Here is a 12,657-nt window from a genome sequence, read left to right on the forward strand (position 1 = left end):
AGAATTATTTTACCGGTTGATTTTGATAAGTTTCGATTTCGAAAATCAAAGTTGCATTTGGCGGAATTACACCCCCGGCACCTTTTTCTCCATAAGCTAAATTAGAGGGCAGGAAGAAAATGGCTTTTTCTCCGTCTGTCATCATATCCAGAGCTTCAATAAATCCCGGAATCATACCGTCTTTTTTACCCACTGTAAAAGGAAAAGCTTTATATCCTCCTTGTGCATCTCTGTTTGGATCGTATTTTCCGTAAGCTTTTGCAACTTCGGCCATACTGCTGTCAAAAAGAGTTCCGTCTTCAAAATATCCAGCGTAATGGAAATAGATTGTAGAACCTTCAGCACCTTTTACGCCAGTTCCTTTTTTAGTAATTACATATTTTAAGTTTGATGGTGTTGTAGTTGCTTTAGCTTTTGTTGCTGCAAAATAAGCTGCTTTTGCAGCTACTACTTTTTTAGCTTCTTCTTTTTTAGCCGCTTCTTTTTTTACATCGTCGCTTAAAACTTTTAAAGCATCAAATTTCTTTGCTGCTGCACCTTTGCGTGTAATAACAATTTTTGTCATAACATCATCCTGAACAATTTTATTTACATTGTCCATTCCAGAAACTACGTGTCCAAAAATGGTATGTTTTCCATTTAACCACGGAGTGTCTTTATGTGTAATAAAAAATTGGCTTCCGTTTGTTGCAGGACCAGAATTTGCCATGGCTAAAACACCGCCTTTTTCAAATTTTAAATCGTCTACAAATTCATCTTTAAAAGAAAAACCAGGACCTCCAGAACCATTTCCGTCTGGGTCACCTCCCTGAATCATGAAATCATTAATAACTCTGTGAAATTTTAACCCGTTATAAAATGGTTTTCCTTTAAGGGATGCCTTAACATTAGGATTTGTTCCTTCTGCCAAAGTAATAAAGTTTGCTACTGTTACCGGAGCTTTTACATATTCTAATGATAAAACAATATCTCCTTTTGTTGTAGAGATTGTAGCAAAAATACCATCGTTTGGATCTGTTGCTGCAACAGTTTTTGCAGGAGCTGTTTTTGCTGCCGGTTTTTTAGTTTGTGCCTGAATGTTTAATACAGCCAGACAAAATAAAAATAGAAATTTAAATTTCATCGTATCTAGAATTTAAGTCTATAATATAATTACTAGTTATGTAATAATTATGGTTTCTCTAATAATTGAACTTCAAAAATAATATTTGCATTTGGCGGGATAACTCCTCCTGCACCAGTTGCTCCATAAGCTAAATGAGATGGAATAAAAAGAACCGCTTTGTCTCCAAAAGAAAGTTTTTCGATACCTTCGATAAATCCAGGAATTAAACCGTCTTTGCGTCCTGCCTGAAATGGAATTGGCTGATAACCTTTTGCTTCGGCTCTGGCAGCGTCAAATTTTCCAAATGTTTTATTAACATCTTCTATACTTGAATCAAATAAAGTTCCGTCTTCAAGAAAACCGGCATAATGAATATAAACCTGAGCTCCAGTTGCTGGTTTTTTACCAGAACCTTTTTCAGTAATAACATATTCTAAACCGCTTGAAGTTTTTGTTGCTTTTGGTTTTATTGAAGCATAATAATCTACTTTTTCTTTTTGAGCTCCTGCAAATTTGCTTTTTTCTTTAGCTGCTTCTGCAAAATAGTCGTGAAATACTTTTACAGCATCAAATTTTTTAGCAGCTTCACCATTTCTGATAATGCTTACAGAAACGATTGTATCGCCCTGAACCACTTTATTTACAACTTCTTGTCCTTTTTCGTCAACAACATGTCCAAATATAGTGTGTTTATTGTCTAACCATGGAGTATCAACATGTGTAATAAAAAATTGGCTGCTGTTTGTTCCAGGACCATTATTTGCCATGGCTAAAATACCCGCTTTATCAAATTTTAAATCTGAAAATTCGTCTTTAAATTTGTATCCTGCATCTCCAGATCCAGTTCCTTCCGGATCTCCAGATTGAATCATGAAATTTTCAATAACTCTGTGAAATTTTAATCCGTTGTAAAAAGGTTTGCTTTTTAAATAATCTTTGGTAACAAATTCGTTTTTACCTTCGGCTAACGTTACAAAATTAGCAACAGTTATTGGTGCTTTTTTATAATCTAATTCAACAATAATATGTCCTTTATTAGTTTCGATATCAGCATATAAACCATCTGGCAGATTACTGTGTTCGTTCTTGCATGAATAAAACGAGCTAACGGCTAATAACAATAGAAAAATCTTCTTCATTTTTTAAAACGTTTTTTATGGGTTTAATGTATCTTTTTTAGTTTGAGCTGCAGGTTTTGAAACAGCAGGTTTTGCTGCTGCAGGTTTAGTTTGTGCCGCTGGAGCAGCAACAGAGCTTTGCGCCGGATCCGGAACAAAGTTTCTTAAGGTAACAGTACAAATCAAAGACTGATTAGGACCAATTTTTTTGTTATCTCCATGATATCCATAAGCCATATGTGATGGAAAAAGAAAAGTAACAGTTTCATTTTTTTTCATGTACTTAATCCCGTCACGTAATCCCATCATGATGTCTTGTTTGTCAACATAATAAGTCTGCGGGCCAAGATCAGCTTCTGAATAAATTACTTTACCTTCAATATCTTTAACTTCTAAATTAAAGTAAGCGATATCTCCTTTTCGCGGTGCAGTGGTTTCGGTGTTATTTTTTTCATCATAACTAAACCAATATCCTTTTTTTGTGGCGTAATATTTTACTTTCGGATTGCTTTTGATGATTTTTTTAATCACATCTTCTTCGCTGGCTACTAATTTTTTGTTTCTGTCGGCTGATTTTTTCATAAAAGTCCCCGAAGCTCTGGAAATTGGCCTGCGCGCTTCTTCATGATGCTTACAGCCCGCCAATAAAACTGCAAAAAGCAGTGAATAAATGCTGATTTTTAAGTAGTTCATATTGGTTTTATAATTTTAGTTTAGTTACTAAATCTTCGAATTTTTTAACTGTTTCTTCCATTGAAACTTCAGATCTTCCGCCAGCTGCATTTATGTGTCCGCCTCCATTAAAATGGTCTCTTGCAAATTGGTTAACATCAAATCCTCCTTGAGAACGGAAAGAAATTTTAATTATTTTTTCGTCTCTATTTTCGATAAAGATAGCTGTAAAAACAATTCCGCGTATGCTTAAACCATAATTAACAATTCCTTCGGTATCGCCTTTTACATAATTAAAAGAATCTAACTCTTCCTGAGTCAAAGTCATGTAAGACGTTTTATGCTCTTCAAAAATTTTCATGTTTTGTAAAGCACGGCCTAATAACTGCAAACGGCTGAATGAGCTGTTATCGTATAACAAAACCGGAATTTGAGTATTCTCAACTCCTAAGTCAATTAGTTCAGCAATAATTCGGTGTGTGTTTCCTGTAGTTCCCGGAAAGCGAAAAGAGCCGGAATCAGTTAAAATTCCAGTATATATGCAGGTTGCAATATTTTTATCAATATCTTCCTTTTTGTTCAGGAAAGTAATAAAGTTGTAAACCATTTCACAAGTCGATCCGTATGTTGGGTCAGAATATGTGTAAAGGGCATAATCATGCGGTTTTTCATGATGATCGATCATGATATACGGAGCCGTTAATCTGGCTAACGTATGTTCCATTTCGCCTGTTCGGTGAAAAGCATTAAAATCAAGCGTAAAAATTAATTCGGCTTCTTCTAATATTTTGATGCAGTTTTCAGTGTCTTTTTCAAATATTTTTACCGTTTCAGAACCTGGAAGCCAAGCCAGAAAATCAGGAAAATCATTAGGAGCAATTACTGTTGCCTGATGATTGTTTTTTAATAAAAAATGGTATAATGCAAGAGTAGAACCCATAGCGTCGCCGTCTGGGCCTCTGTGCGGAATTATTACAATTTTCTTTGGAGCAGCAAGCAATAATTGAATTGCCTGAATATCTTGTATTTTCATAGTGTGCGAATTTACATTTTTTTAATGTAATGCTGAAAATAATTTTAGTTTTCAGTCACAGTCGCAGTAATCAGTTCAGTTTTTGAATTTAAAATTCAAAACTTGGAATTTATTTTACAAATTTTGAAGTTCTTTTTTCTGAAATCTTTGGTACAATTTATACTTCGCACCTTTAACGATTTGTGATTTGTAAATACCAACAGAACCTGAAGAAAAATACGCTATTGTACATCCTAGAGCAATGAAAATTCCGGGCTGAATGCCAAATAATTCCATTCCCATAATAGTGCAGGCAATAGGAGTGTGGGTTGCACCAGAAAAAACAGACACGAAACCAACTCCGGCTAAAAGCGCAATAGGCATTGGGATAAATATTGATAATGCGCTTCCTAATGTGGCGCCGACAAAGAATAAAGGTGTTACTTCTCCGCCTTTAAAGCCTGCTCCCAAAGTGAATCCTGTAAATAGAATTTTGAGCAGAAAATCATACCATTCACTTGGATTTGAAAATGAGTCAACAATAACTGGCACACCAAGTCCGGAGAATTTAGTAAAACCTAAACCGGCAATAGCAACAGCTAAAACGACACCGCCAATAACTGGACGAAGCGGCGGATATTTGATGTTTTTAGAGAAAAGTGAACCCCAGAAATGTGTGCTTCTCGAAAATAATAACGCAGCAAAGCCTGAAAGAAGTCCGAGTAATATGGTATAAAATATAGTGTCGAAATTAAGTTCGGGAACAACCGGAATACTGTAATGTGTGTGTTTTATTTTCCAGAATTCTACCGTAAAATAAGCAGCATAAGCAACTACAAAAGAAAGTAAAGCGCTTTTAAAATTGATTTTACTGAAGTACAAAACTTCTAAAGCAAAAACAGCGCCTGCTAAGGGTGTTCCAAAAACAGAGGCAAAACCTGCGCTGATACCCAGAATAATAAGAATTCGGCGTTCTGCATTATCTAAGTTAAAAATTTTAGTGAATTGATCTGCGATTGCGCCTCCCATTTGTACGGCTGTACCTTCGCGTCCGGCTGAACCTCCAAACAAATGAGTAAGTAAAGTGCCTAAAAGAACCAAAGGTGCCATTTTAAACGGAATGACTTTTTTGGGTTTTTCGTATTCTTCAAGCAATAAATTGTTGCCTTTTACAACCGATTCTCCCCAATAATAATAACTCAAACCAACCAATAATCCGCCAAAAGGCAAAAGCCAGATAATCCAGTCGTGCTGAATTCTAAACTGTGTTACCCATTCTAAAGATACAAGAAAAAAAGCAGATGCAGATCCTGATAAAATACCAATTAAAGCACAGATAAGAATCCATTTTGGAAGAGAAAGAAGGAATTGTTTAGTGTTTTGAGAAGTCATTCAAAGAGTAAAATTATTTCAGCCACGAATTTCACGATTTTTCACAGATTAAATGGATTAAAAATGATTTTTTTTAAAATTCGTGGCTGCTAAAATTACTGAACTACAGCTGTAAATTCAATTTCAACCAAATATTCAGGAGCAACTAATTTACTGATTTCATAAAAGCCTGTAGTTGGTTTTACATCTTTAAAAAAAGCAGAGTGTGCTCTTGCAACTTCCTCAAAAGTATCAACATTTGTTGTAAAAATGCGTGTTCTGATTACGTCTTTAATTCCAACATTTAAGTCTTGCAGCACTTTTTCAACGCGTTCAATTATATTATAAGTCTGAGCATAAGCATCGTCGGCTTTTACCTTATCGCCGTCAACAATTGCTACTGTGCCCGAAACTTCGATGATATTGCCAATTCTTACAGCGCGGCAGTATCCCATTTTGTCTTCCCACGGCGATCCTGTTAAGATGTTTTCTCTTTTCATTTTATGAGTTTTTTCGAATTGTTTTATGAGATTTTTAAAAACAAATTCAGGTTAATTAATGCGCTGCAATTTATGAAATAAGCTTGGCAAAAAGAATTATAAAGACTTGAAATCATTTTGAAAATCCTATTTTTTTGTGATATTTCAATACGCTTTAATCGGTTTGGTTTTCCTCGTAAATTCTAAGCTTATTTTGTGTATTGGTAAGATGCTGCTGTAGTGTTTCAATTTTATTCAATAAATGATAAATGGCATCAATACCTTCTAAATTGATATTAAGGTCATAATGCATTCGAATCATTTTTTCTAATGCAGGCAGTTGTTCCGGCTGTAAATATTCGTCATCTTTTTCAATTATAATTTCTACTAAACCATAACTGTTAAGTTCTTTTATAAAGGTGTTTTCAATTTCATGATACACACAAAATTGTTTTATTTGGATTAAGTTTTTATTACTCATGATTTCTTAGTTTAGATAATTCGGCAAACAACTCTTTTTCTTTTTGAGATAATTGGGTGGGAATTTTCAAATTGTACGTTACGTATAAATCCCCAAACTGATTGTCTTTTTTGTAAATCGGAAAACCTTTTCCTTTTAATTTGACTTTTGTTCCGGTTTGAGTTTCGGCAGGAACTTTGATTTTTACTTTTCCATCAAAAGTTTTGATATTGATTTCACCTCCTAAAACAGCTGTATAAAGGTCTAAATCAACATTAGAATATAAATTGTTTCCTTCTCGTTTAAAATCAGAATTGTTTTCGATTATAAAAGTGATATACAAATCGCCGTTAGGTCCTCCGTTTGCTCCGGGGCCTCCATGACCCGGAATTTTAATTACCTGGCCGTTTTCTACTCCGGCAGGAATTGTAATTCGGATATTTTTGCCGTTTACGGTTAAACTTTGTTTGTGTGTTGTATAAGCAGAAGCAAGATCTAATTGTAATTCAGCATTAAAATCCTGTCCTCTGTATTTCGACTGGCCTCGGCTGCTTCTGCCGGAAGAACCGTACATCGAATTAAAAAAATCTGAAAAATCACTTCCTGAAAAATCTCCTCCTCCAAAACCAGAAAAATCCTGACCGCTGCTCTGTTGTCTTGTATATTGCTGCTGATTAGGATCGTAACCTGCTTTTTCAAATTCGTCAGCATGTTTCCAGTCTTTTCCGTATTTATCGTATTTTTTACGATTTTCGGGATTGCTTAAAACTTCGTTTGCTTCGTTTATTTCCTTGAATTTTTTCTCGGCTTCTTTATCATTCGGATTCAAATCGGGATGATATTTTCTGGCCAGTTTTCGATATGCTTTTTTAATCTCGGCTTCTGTTGCTGATTTTGAAACGTCTAATGTTTTATAATAGTCGATATAATCCATCTTTTTTGAAATTTAAGATAAAATAAAATGAGGTATTGAAGTTAATAATAAGTTGTTAACTATCAAAGTGGTGAAGGCTATTTTAGGAGAAATTTATTACTCTATAAATTTAAAATATTTTAAAGTATGGTATTTTTTTTGGCAGGTTTTTTGATTCCAAAAATTAGCCTAATATATTGTTATAATAGTCTTAAAGTTGTCGCGCCAAACTTATTTATGTTATTTTTGTGAAGCTATACTTTATTACAGATAAAAAATTTTTAAGCCGATTCGATAATCTCTTTTCAATGAAGCATATTTTATTTTTCATATTATTTTTTGCCGCTGTCAGTGTTTCAGCGCAAGAATTTGGTACAAAATACAAACCTATTCCTGCACCAAAGTTTAGCACCAAGAAAAAAACGCCGCTTCCGCAGGTTAAAGACCCGCAGGCAGAAACTGCTGATATTCCGGGAATAAAAACACCTAATGTTTTTGATAATACAACAATAACTCCAAAATCTCAATTTCAGATTGGTGAGGAAAAAAGCAAATTTTCGATGTATCAGCAAAATGATTTTGCTAATCCGGGAGATTTGTATGTAGATAAAATGGAGAAAGATTTAAACAAAGCATTAAAAGATGCCGGTTTAAGAGAGGGAAGAGGAACATTGGTCAAGAAGAATATTTCACTGGGTGATTTTAAAACCAAATCAGAATATTTTATTGTCAAACTTCGTGACTTTGGGGCTATCGACGGAGATTTGGTCAAAGTTTCTTCAAATGAAGTGGTAATCGCAAGCCAGATATTATTAGATGCCAACTTTAAACAGGTAAAAATAAATCTTGCAGAAGGTTTTAATAAATTAGATTTTGAGGCTTTAAATATTGGTACTCTGGGAGGAAACACAGCCGAAATTCAGATTTATGATGACAAAGGCCAGTTAGTAACAAATGATTACTGGGATAATCTTGCAGCAGGATTTAAGGCTTCGGTAGTTGTTACGAAAGAGTGATTTTTTTAGCTTCTAAGTTTCTGAGTTTTTACTTTGAAAGGAAAAATATAATAAAAAAAAGAGGTTCTAATTTTAGAACCTCTTTTTTTATTGTGTCTAAATCCTTAAAATAAACTTAGCACCTTAGAACCTTAAATTAAAAAGGATCTGCAGTAACTTTAAACTTCATATCAGCTTTAACCGTTACATCTTTAGTAAGAGTTTCTTTAAGAGTAACCTTAGTTCTAATTTTATAGCTGTCAGCTTTAATGTACTGGTCTAATCTTGCATCAGTACAAACCAAATCAATTTCGCTGCTTGATGAGTTGATGTTATCCAGATAAGCCAATTCTATTTCGTCAGAATTAGTAGTCGATATATATATGTGAACCGATTTTAAAAAAGTAAAAGTTTTATCTGAAGGATCAGAAATAGAAAGCTTAAGCGATTTGATATGTACATCTTTTACCAGATTGGCTTTGGTTTTGTTGTTTTCAAATTCAGCAGTAGAATTAGTAGTAACATCCGGAGTGATTATTTCCGACGGCAGATTAATAGGTGATGTGCTTTGAATTTTTATCGAAGTGTTATTCGATATAGTAAACGTCAATAAATCATCAACAGCATCACAAGAAGTAAAAAAGATTGATAAACAAGCTGTCAAGGTAATAAGTTTTGATTTCATAGTTTAATTTAAATAGGTTTTTCTACAGATACGAATTTTTGGATTGTTTGGTTTTTTGTTTTTTTTCAAAGATGCAAAGGTTCAAAGGAACAAAGCAAATAATGTTTTAAAAAAAATAAGGATCAAAGGTTCAAAGTCCCAAAGGTGCAAAGCAAAATAAAAAACTCTGAACCTTTGTCTCTCTAAGCCTTTGAACCTAAAAATTGGAACAATGAAAAAAAAATATTTTTTTTCATTGTTCCAATTTTTCAATTTCGAATATAAAAAGTATTTTTGCGCATGCAACACAACGTACTTATTTTAGATTTCGGATCGCAATATACTCAGCTTATTGCGCGTAGAGTTCGCGAATTAAATATATTCTGCGAAATTTTTCCTTACAATCACATTCCAAGTGATTTATCAAGTTATAAAGCCGTAATTTTAGGAGGAAGCCCTTTCTCTGTTAGAGGAGAAGATGCGCCGCATCCTGATTTATCACAAATTAGAGGTAAAATGCCTTTGCTTGCTGTTTGTTACGGAGCTCAATATTTAGCTCATTTCAGCGGTGGAGAAGTGGCAGCTTCTAATACAAGAGAATACGGAAGAGCAAATTTGTCTTATATTAAAGAAGGCGAGACTTTCTTCGAAGGAGTTTCAGAAAACAGCCAGGTTTGGATGAGCCACAGCGATAGTATCAAAGCGCTTCCAACAAATGCTGTAAAATTAGCAAGCACGCATGACGTAGAATACGCAGCTTATAAAATTGAAGGCGAAACTACTTATGCTATTCAATATCACCCAGAAGTTTACCATTCAACAGATGGTAAAAAAATGCTGGAAAACTTCTTGGTAAAAATTGCTGAAGTTCCTCAAAACTTTACTCCAAATGCTTTCGTTGACGAAATGGTGGCAGAATTAAAAGAAAAATTAGGAAACGATAAAGTGGTTCTTGGTTTATCTGGAGGAGTAGATTCTACTGTAGCAGCAGTTTTATTAAACAAAGCAATCGGACAAAATTTATATTGCATCTTCGTTAACAACGGACTTTTACGTAAAAACGAATTCCAAAATGTATTAGATCAATACAAAGGAATGGGATTAAATGTAAAAGGTGTAGATGCCGGAGATCGTTTCCTTGGCGAATTAGCAGGAATCAGCGATCCAGAAACAAAACGTAAAACAATTGGTCGTGTATTTATCGAAGTTTTTGATGATGAATCACACTTATTAGAAGACGTAAAATGGTTAGCGCAGGGAACAATTTACCCAGACGTAATTGAGTCTGTTTCGGTAAAAGGACCATCAGCAACTATTAAATCGCACCACAATGTGGGTGGATTGCCGGATTATATGAAATTAAAAATTGTAGAACCGCTTAGAATGTTGTTTAAAGACGAAGTTCGTAGAGTTGGAGCTACATTAGGAATAGATCCTGAATTATTAGGAAGACACCCTTTCCCAGGACCAGGATTATCAATTAGAATTTTAGGAGATATTACGCCGGAGAAAGTACAAATTTTACAAGATGTCGATTCTGTATTTATAGAAGGATTAAAATCTTGGGGATTATATGACAAAGTTTGGCAGGCGGGAGCCATTTTGCTTCCAGTAAACAGTGTTGGAGTTATGGGCGATGAGCGTACTTACGAAAAAGTAGTAGCGCTTAGAGCAGTAGAATCAACAGATGGTATGACTGCTGACTGGGTTCACTTACCGTATGATTTCTTGATGAAAGTATCAAATGATATTATCAATAAGGTAAAAGGCGTGAATCGTGTAGTTTACGATATTAGTTCAAAACCACCTGCAACAATTGAGTGGGAATAGCAGCGTATTTTAAAATTAAGGTCTTACATTTGTAAGGCCTTAATTTTTTATAACCTACTATTTATGAGAGAACTTTTAACGATTTCTCTTGTGTTTGTTTTGTCTTTTAACAAAATCACTGCACAAGATTCAATAATTGAGCACAAAATTCAAAAAGGAGAAACTGCTTATTTCATTGCCCAAAAATACAAGGTTTCTGTAGAGGAGATTTACAAACTCAACCCCGAATCGCAAAACGGAATCAAAGACAGTCAAATTATTAAGATTCCCGTTCATTCTTCAGAAAAAACAAATTCAGACCAGCAGATTACCCACATAGTTGGAGAAAAAGAAACGCTGTACGGTTTATCAAAACAATACCATGTTTCGGTAGAAGCTATTCAAAATGCCAATCAGGCGATTTTGATAAACGGACTTCAAGTGGGGCAGGAATTAAATATTCCAAATTCTTCAAATTTATCTAAAACTGAAACAGCAGGTTCATCAAAAGTGACACATCAGGTTGTGGCAAAAGAATCTTTGTTTAGTATTGCCAGACAATACAATGTTTCGGTTCAGGATTTAGAAAATCTCAACAAAGATATTTTGATTAACGGATTGCAGATTGGGCAGACAATCGCTATTCCGAATAAAAGAAAAACCTTAGACGGAAGAGTCCGCGTTATAAATCAGGAAACAGTTTTTCATGTGGTTGAACCAAAAGAAACTAAATTTTCGATTTCTAAAAAATACGGTATTTCAATCGGACAGTTAGAATCTCAAAATCCGGAAATTGTAAACGGATTAATTGTTGGAAACAAATTAGCGATCAATACAAAAGAAATAAAGCCAGCAAACGAAAGCGAAGAGTTAATGCTTGCCCTTGCCGAAAAACAAGTTGTAGTTGAGAAAACAAAAGCCAAAACGGTTGAAATAGAAGATTTAAAAGACAGATTGGTTGTTCAAAAAGAAATGAATCAGAAGATCATAAAGATTAATGATTTAAAAGTGAATCTAAATGATATGAATGGTTCTAAAGAAAACTCGGTAGAAAAACTGCGTTTGGTTTTAGAAGCCAATAAAAATGTTCAGGACGTTTTAATGGCTAAATTAGATTCATTGGTAAATACGATGAATAATGATTTGAAAGAATTAAAACGAATGGATATTTTAAATGTTGATGAATCGAAACGTTTAGAAAAACAATCGTATGAAAGCATCGGAAAAACCAGTGAATTATCTTCTCAATTGAAAAAAGAACTTGCTGAAAACCGTAAAGCTTATGCAGGATTAATGAATAAAGTTGAGAAAATTGCTGTAGAAGAAAATCAGGAATACAAAAAGAAAATCCGAGAAAGCGAAAAAAATAATAATGTTACTTCAATTCAGCAGAGACTTTCTTTAGAAGAAATTAAACGTTATAAAATCGAGCAGGAACAGGGTGATGCCAAAAATCAGCTGCTGATTTCTAAAATTGATTCGCTGGACACTCAAAAACAAATTGAAGTAAAACGTCATATCAGCAAAGCATCTTATTATAGTATGGAAGCCCGAAAATTTGATGATAAACTGGCTTTGGTAAAATTAAAGAAATACCAGGATGAAGCTGTTAAAAAATCAAACGGTGCAGAAACTTCAAAAATAGTTTCATTAGAAGAGATGCGTCGGGAGCTGAAAGAGAATCCTTTAAAGAATGAAAAAAATATAAAGATCGAAGTTTATGATAATCTTAAAGAAGTTTCGAACGGCTATTACTTAGTTTTAGGTATATTTACAGACGCAGTACCAAGAGATAAGTTAATTATGCAGCTTATTGATTCAGGTAACTTTAACGCTGGTTTTTTCTTTAATATAAACAGCCTTTCTTATTATGTATATGCTGATAAGTTCCAAAATATGGACGAAGTTTTATATCAGTGCAAGAAAAAGGAAGAAGATGAGTTATATAAGAATATTGTTATTACGAAGTTAGAAATTGATCTTCGATAGTAATAAAAAAGATTAACAAATGGCGCGAATCTTGTATGCAGGAAATTAGTATCTTGTTTTTGAATTAGAA

The 12,657-nt window shown here is 33.9% G+C and carries 12 protein-coding genes; 3 read left to right on the forward strand and 9 right to left on the reverse strand.

What is annotated here, in order from left to right:
- Positions 1-4 precede the first annotated feature (4 nt).
- The 8 genes from FJOH_RS12310 to FJOH_RS12345 all read right to left on the reverse strand — a co-directional run bounded on the left by FJOH_RS12310 (position 5) and on the right by FJOH_RS12345 (position 7,151).
- The gene (locus FJOH_RS12310; RefSeq protein WP_012024433.1) at positions 5-1,123 is read right to left on the reverse strand and encodes a peptidylprolyl isomerase; all 1,119 of its coding nucleotides are present in this window, start codon (positions 1,121-1,123) and stop codon (positions 5-7) included.
- 47 nt (positions 1,124-1,170) lie between these two features.
- Complete coding sequence (locus tag FJOH_RS12315; RefSeq protein ID WP_012024434.1) at positions 1,171-2,244, reverse strand: peptidylprolyl isomerase; 1,074 nt, start codon at positions 2,242-2,244, stop codon at positions 1,171-1,173.
- A gap of 15 nt (positions 2,245-2,259) precedes the next feature.
- The gene (gldI, locus tag FJOH_RS12320) at positions 2,260-2,916 is read right to left on the reverse strand and encodes a gliding motility-associated peptidyl-prolyl isomerase GldI (protein ID WP_012024435.1); all 657 of its coding nucleotides are present in this window, start codon (positions 2,914-2,916) and stop codon (positions 2,260-2,262) included.
- Positions 2,917-2,923: 7 nt separating this feature from the next.
- The gene (locus FJOH_RS12325; RefSeq protein WP_012024436.1) at positions 2,924-3,928 is read right to left on the reverse strand and encodes a DHH family phosphoesterase; all 1,005 of its coding nucleotides are present in this window, start codon (positions 3,926-3,928) and stop codon (positions 2,924-2,926) included.
- Positions 3,929-4,042: 114 nt separating this feature from the next.
- Complete coding sequence (locus FJOH_RS12330) at positions 4,043-5,299, reverse strand: voltage-gated chloride channel family protein (protein ID WP_012024437.1); 1,257 nt, start codon at positions 5,297-5,299, stop codon at positions 4,043-4,045.
- A 95-nt stretch (positions 5,300-5,394) separates the two neighbouring features.
- On the reverse strand, positions 5,395-5,778 hold the full coding sequence (locus tag FJOH_RS12335; RefSeq protein WP_012024438.1) for a RidA family protein: 384 nt from the start codon (positions 5,776-5,778) through the stop codon (positions 5,395-5,397).
- A 154-nt stretch (positions 5,779-5,932) separates the two neighbouring features.
- Positions 5,933-6,238, reverse strand: coding sequence for a chaperone modulator CbpM (locus tag FJOH_RS12340; RefSeq protein ID WP_012024439.1), 306 nt, complete (start codon positions 6,236-6,238; stop codon positions 5,933-5,935).
- Positions 6,231-7,151 (reverse strand): DnaJ C-terminal domain-containing protein, encoded by a 921-nt coding sequence (locus tag FJOH_RS12345; protein ID WP_012024440.1) that lies wholly within the window; start codon positions 7,149-7,151, stop codon positions 6,231-6,233. Before FJOH_RS12345 ends, FJOH_RS12340 begins: the two co-directional genes overlap by 8 nt.
- A gap of 287 nt (positions 7,152-7,438) precedes the next feature.
- On the opposite strand from FJOH_RS12345, the gene FJOH_RS12350 reads away from it, so the two are divergent.
- Positions 7,439-8,146: a hypothetical protein gene (locus FJOH_RS12350; RefSeq protein ID WP_012024441.1), complete on the forward strand. Its 708-nt coding sequence runs from the start codon at positions 7,439-7,441 to the stop codon at positions 8,144-8,146.
- A 136-nt stretch (positions 8,147-8,282) separates the two neighbouring features.
- Here the strand turns inward: FJOH_RS12350 and FJOH_RS12355 are convergent, their stop codons facing one another.
- Positions 8,283-8,810 (reverse strand): hypothetical protein, encoded by a 528-nt coding sequence (locus FJOH_RS12355; RefSeq protein ID WP_012024442.1) that lies wholly within the window; start codon positions 8,808-8,810, stop codon positions 8,283-8,285.
- 279 nt (positions 8,811-9,089) lie between these two features.
- Between FJOH_RS12355 and guaA the strand changes: the two genes are divergently transcribed.
- Together guaA and FJOH_RS12365 are read left to right on the forward strand one after the other, a co-directional pair.
- On the forward strand, positions 9,090-10,619 hold the full coding sequence (guaA, locus tag FJOH_RS12360) for a glutamine-hydrolyzing GMP synthase (protein ID WP_012024443.1): 1,530 nt from the start codon (positions 9,090-9,092) through the stop codon (positions 10,617-10,619).
- A gap of 63 nt (positions 10,620-10,682) precedes the next feature.
- Entirely contained in the window at positions 10,683-12,587 is a 1,905-nt protein-coding gene (locus FJOH_RS12365) for a lytic transglycosylase (RefSeq protein ID WP_012024444.1), read from the forward strand.
- Positions 12,588-12,657: the final 70 nt, after the last annotated feature.

Source organism: Flavobacterium johnsoniae UW101 (assembly GCF_000016645.1).
Classification (GTDB): Bacteria; Bacteroidota; Bacteroidia; order Flavobacteriales; family Flavobacteriaceae; genus Flavobacterium; species Flavobacterium johnsoniae.

Bases quoted from the DNA above. Each gene is read 5' to 3' on its own strand.
- FJOH_RS12310 (WP_012024433.1), bottom strand. From the start codon at position 1,123: ATGAAATTTAAATTTCTATTTTTATTTTGTCTGGCTGTATTAAACATT.
- FJOH_RS12315 (WP_012024434.1), bottom strand. From the start codon at position 2,244: ATGAAGAAGATTTTTCTATTGTTATTAGCCGTTAGCTCGTTTTATTCA.
- gldI (WP_012024435.1), bottom strand. From the start codon at position 2,916: ATGAACTACTTAAAAATCAGCATTTATTCACTGCTTTTTGCAGTTTTA.
- FJOH_RS12325 (WP_012024436.1), bottom strand. From the start codon at position 3,928: ATGAAAATACAAGATATTCAGGCAATTCAATTATTGCTTGCTGCTCCA.
- FJOH_RS12330 (WP_012024437.1), bottom strand. From the start codon at position 5,299: ATGACTTCTCAAAACACTAAACAATTCCTTCTTTCTCTTCCAAAATGG.
- FJOH_RS12335 (WP_012024438.1), bottom strand. From the start codon at position 5,778: ATGAAAAGAGAAAACATCTTAACAGGATCGCCGTGGGAAGACAAAATG.
- FJOH_RS12340 (WP_012024439.1), bottom strand. From the start codon at position 6,238: ATGAGTAATAAAAACTTAATCCAAATAAAACAATTTTGTGTGTATCAT.
- FJOH_RS12345 (WP_012024440.1), bottom strand. From the start codon at position 7,151: ATGGATTATATCGACTATTATAAAACATTAGACGTTTCAAAATCAGCA.
- FJOH_RS12350 (WP_012024441.1), top strand. From the start codon at position 7,439: ATGAAGCATATTTTATTTTTCATATTATTTTTTGCCGCTGTCAGTGTT.
- FJOH_RS12355 (WP_012024442.1), bottom strand. From the start codon at position 8,810: ATGAAATCAAAACTTATTACCTTGACAGCTTGTTTATCAATCTTTTTT.
- guaA (WP_012024443.1), top strand. From the start codon at position 9,090: ATGCAACACAACGTACTTATTTTAGATTTCGGATCGCAATATACTCAG.
- FJOH_RS12365 (WP_012024444.1), top strand. From the start codon at position 10,683: ATGAGAGAACTTTTAACGATTTCTCTTGTGTTTGTTTTGTCTTTTAAC.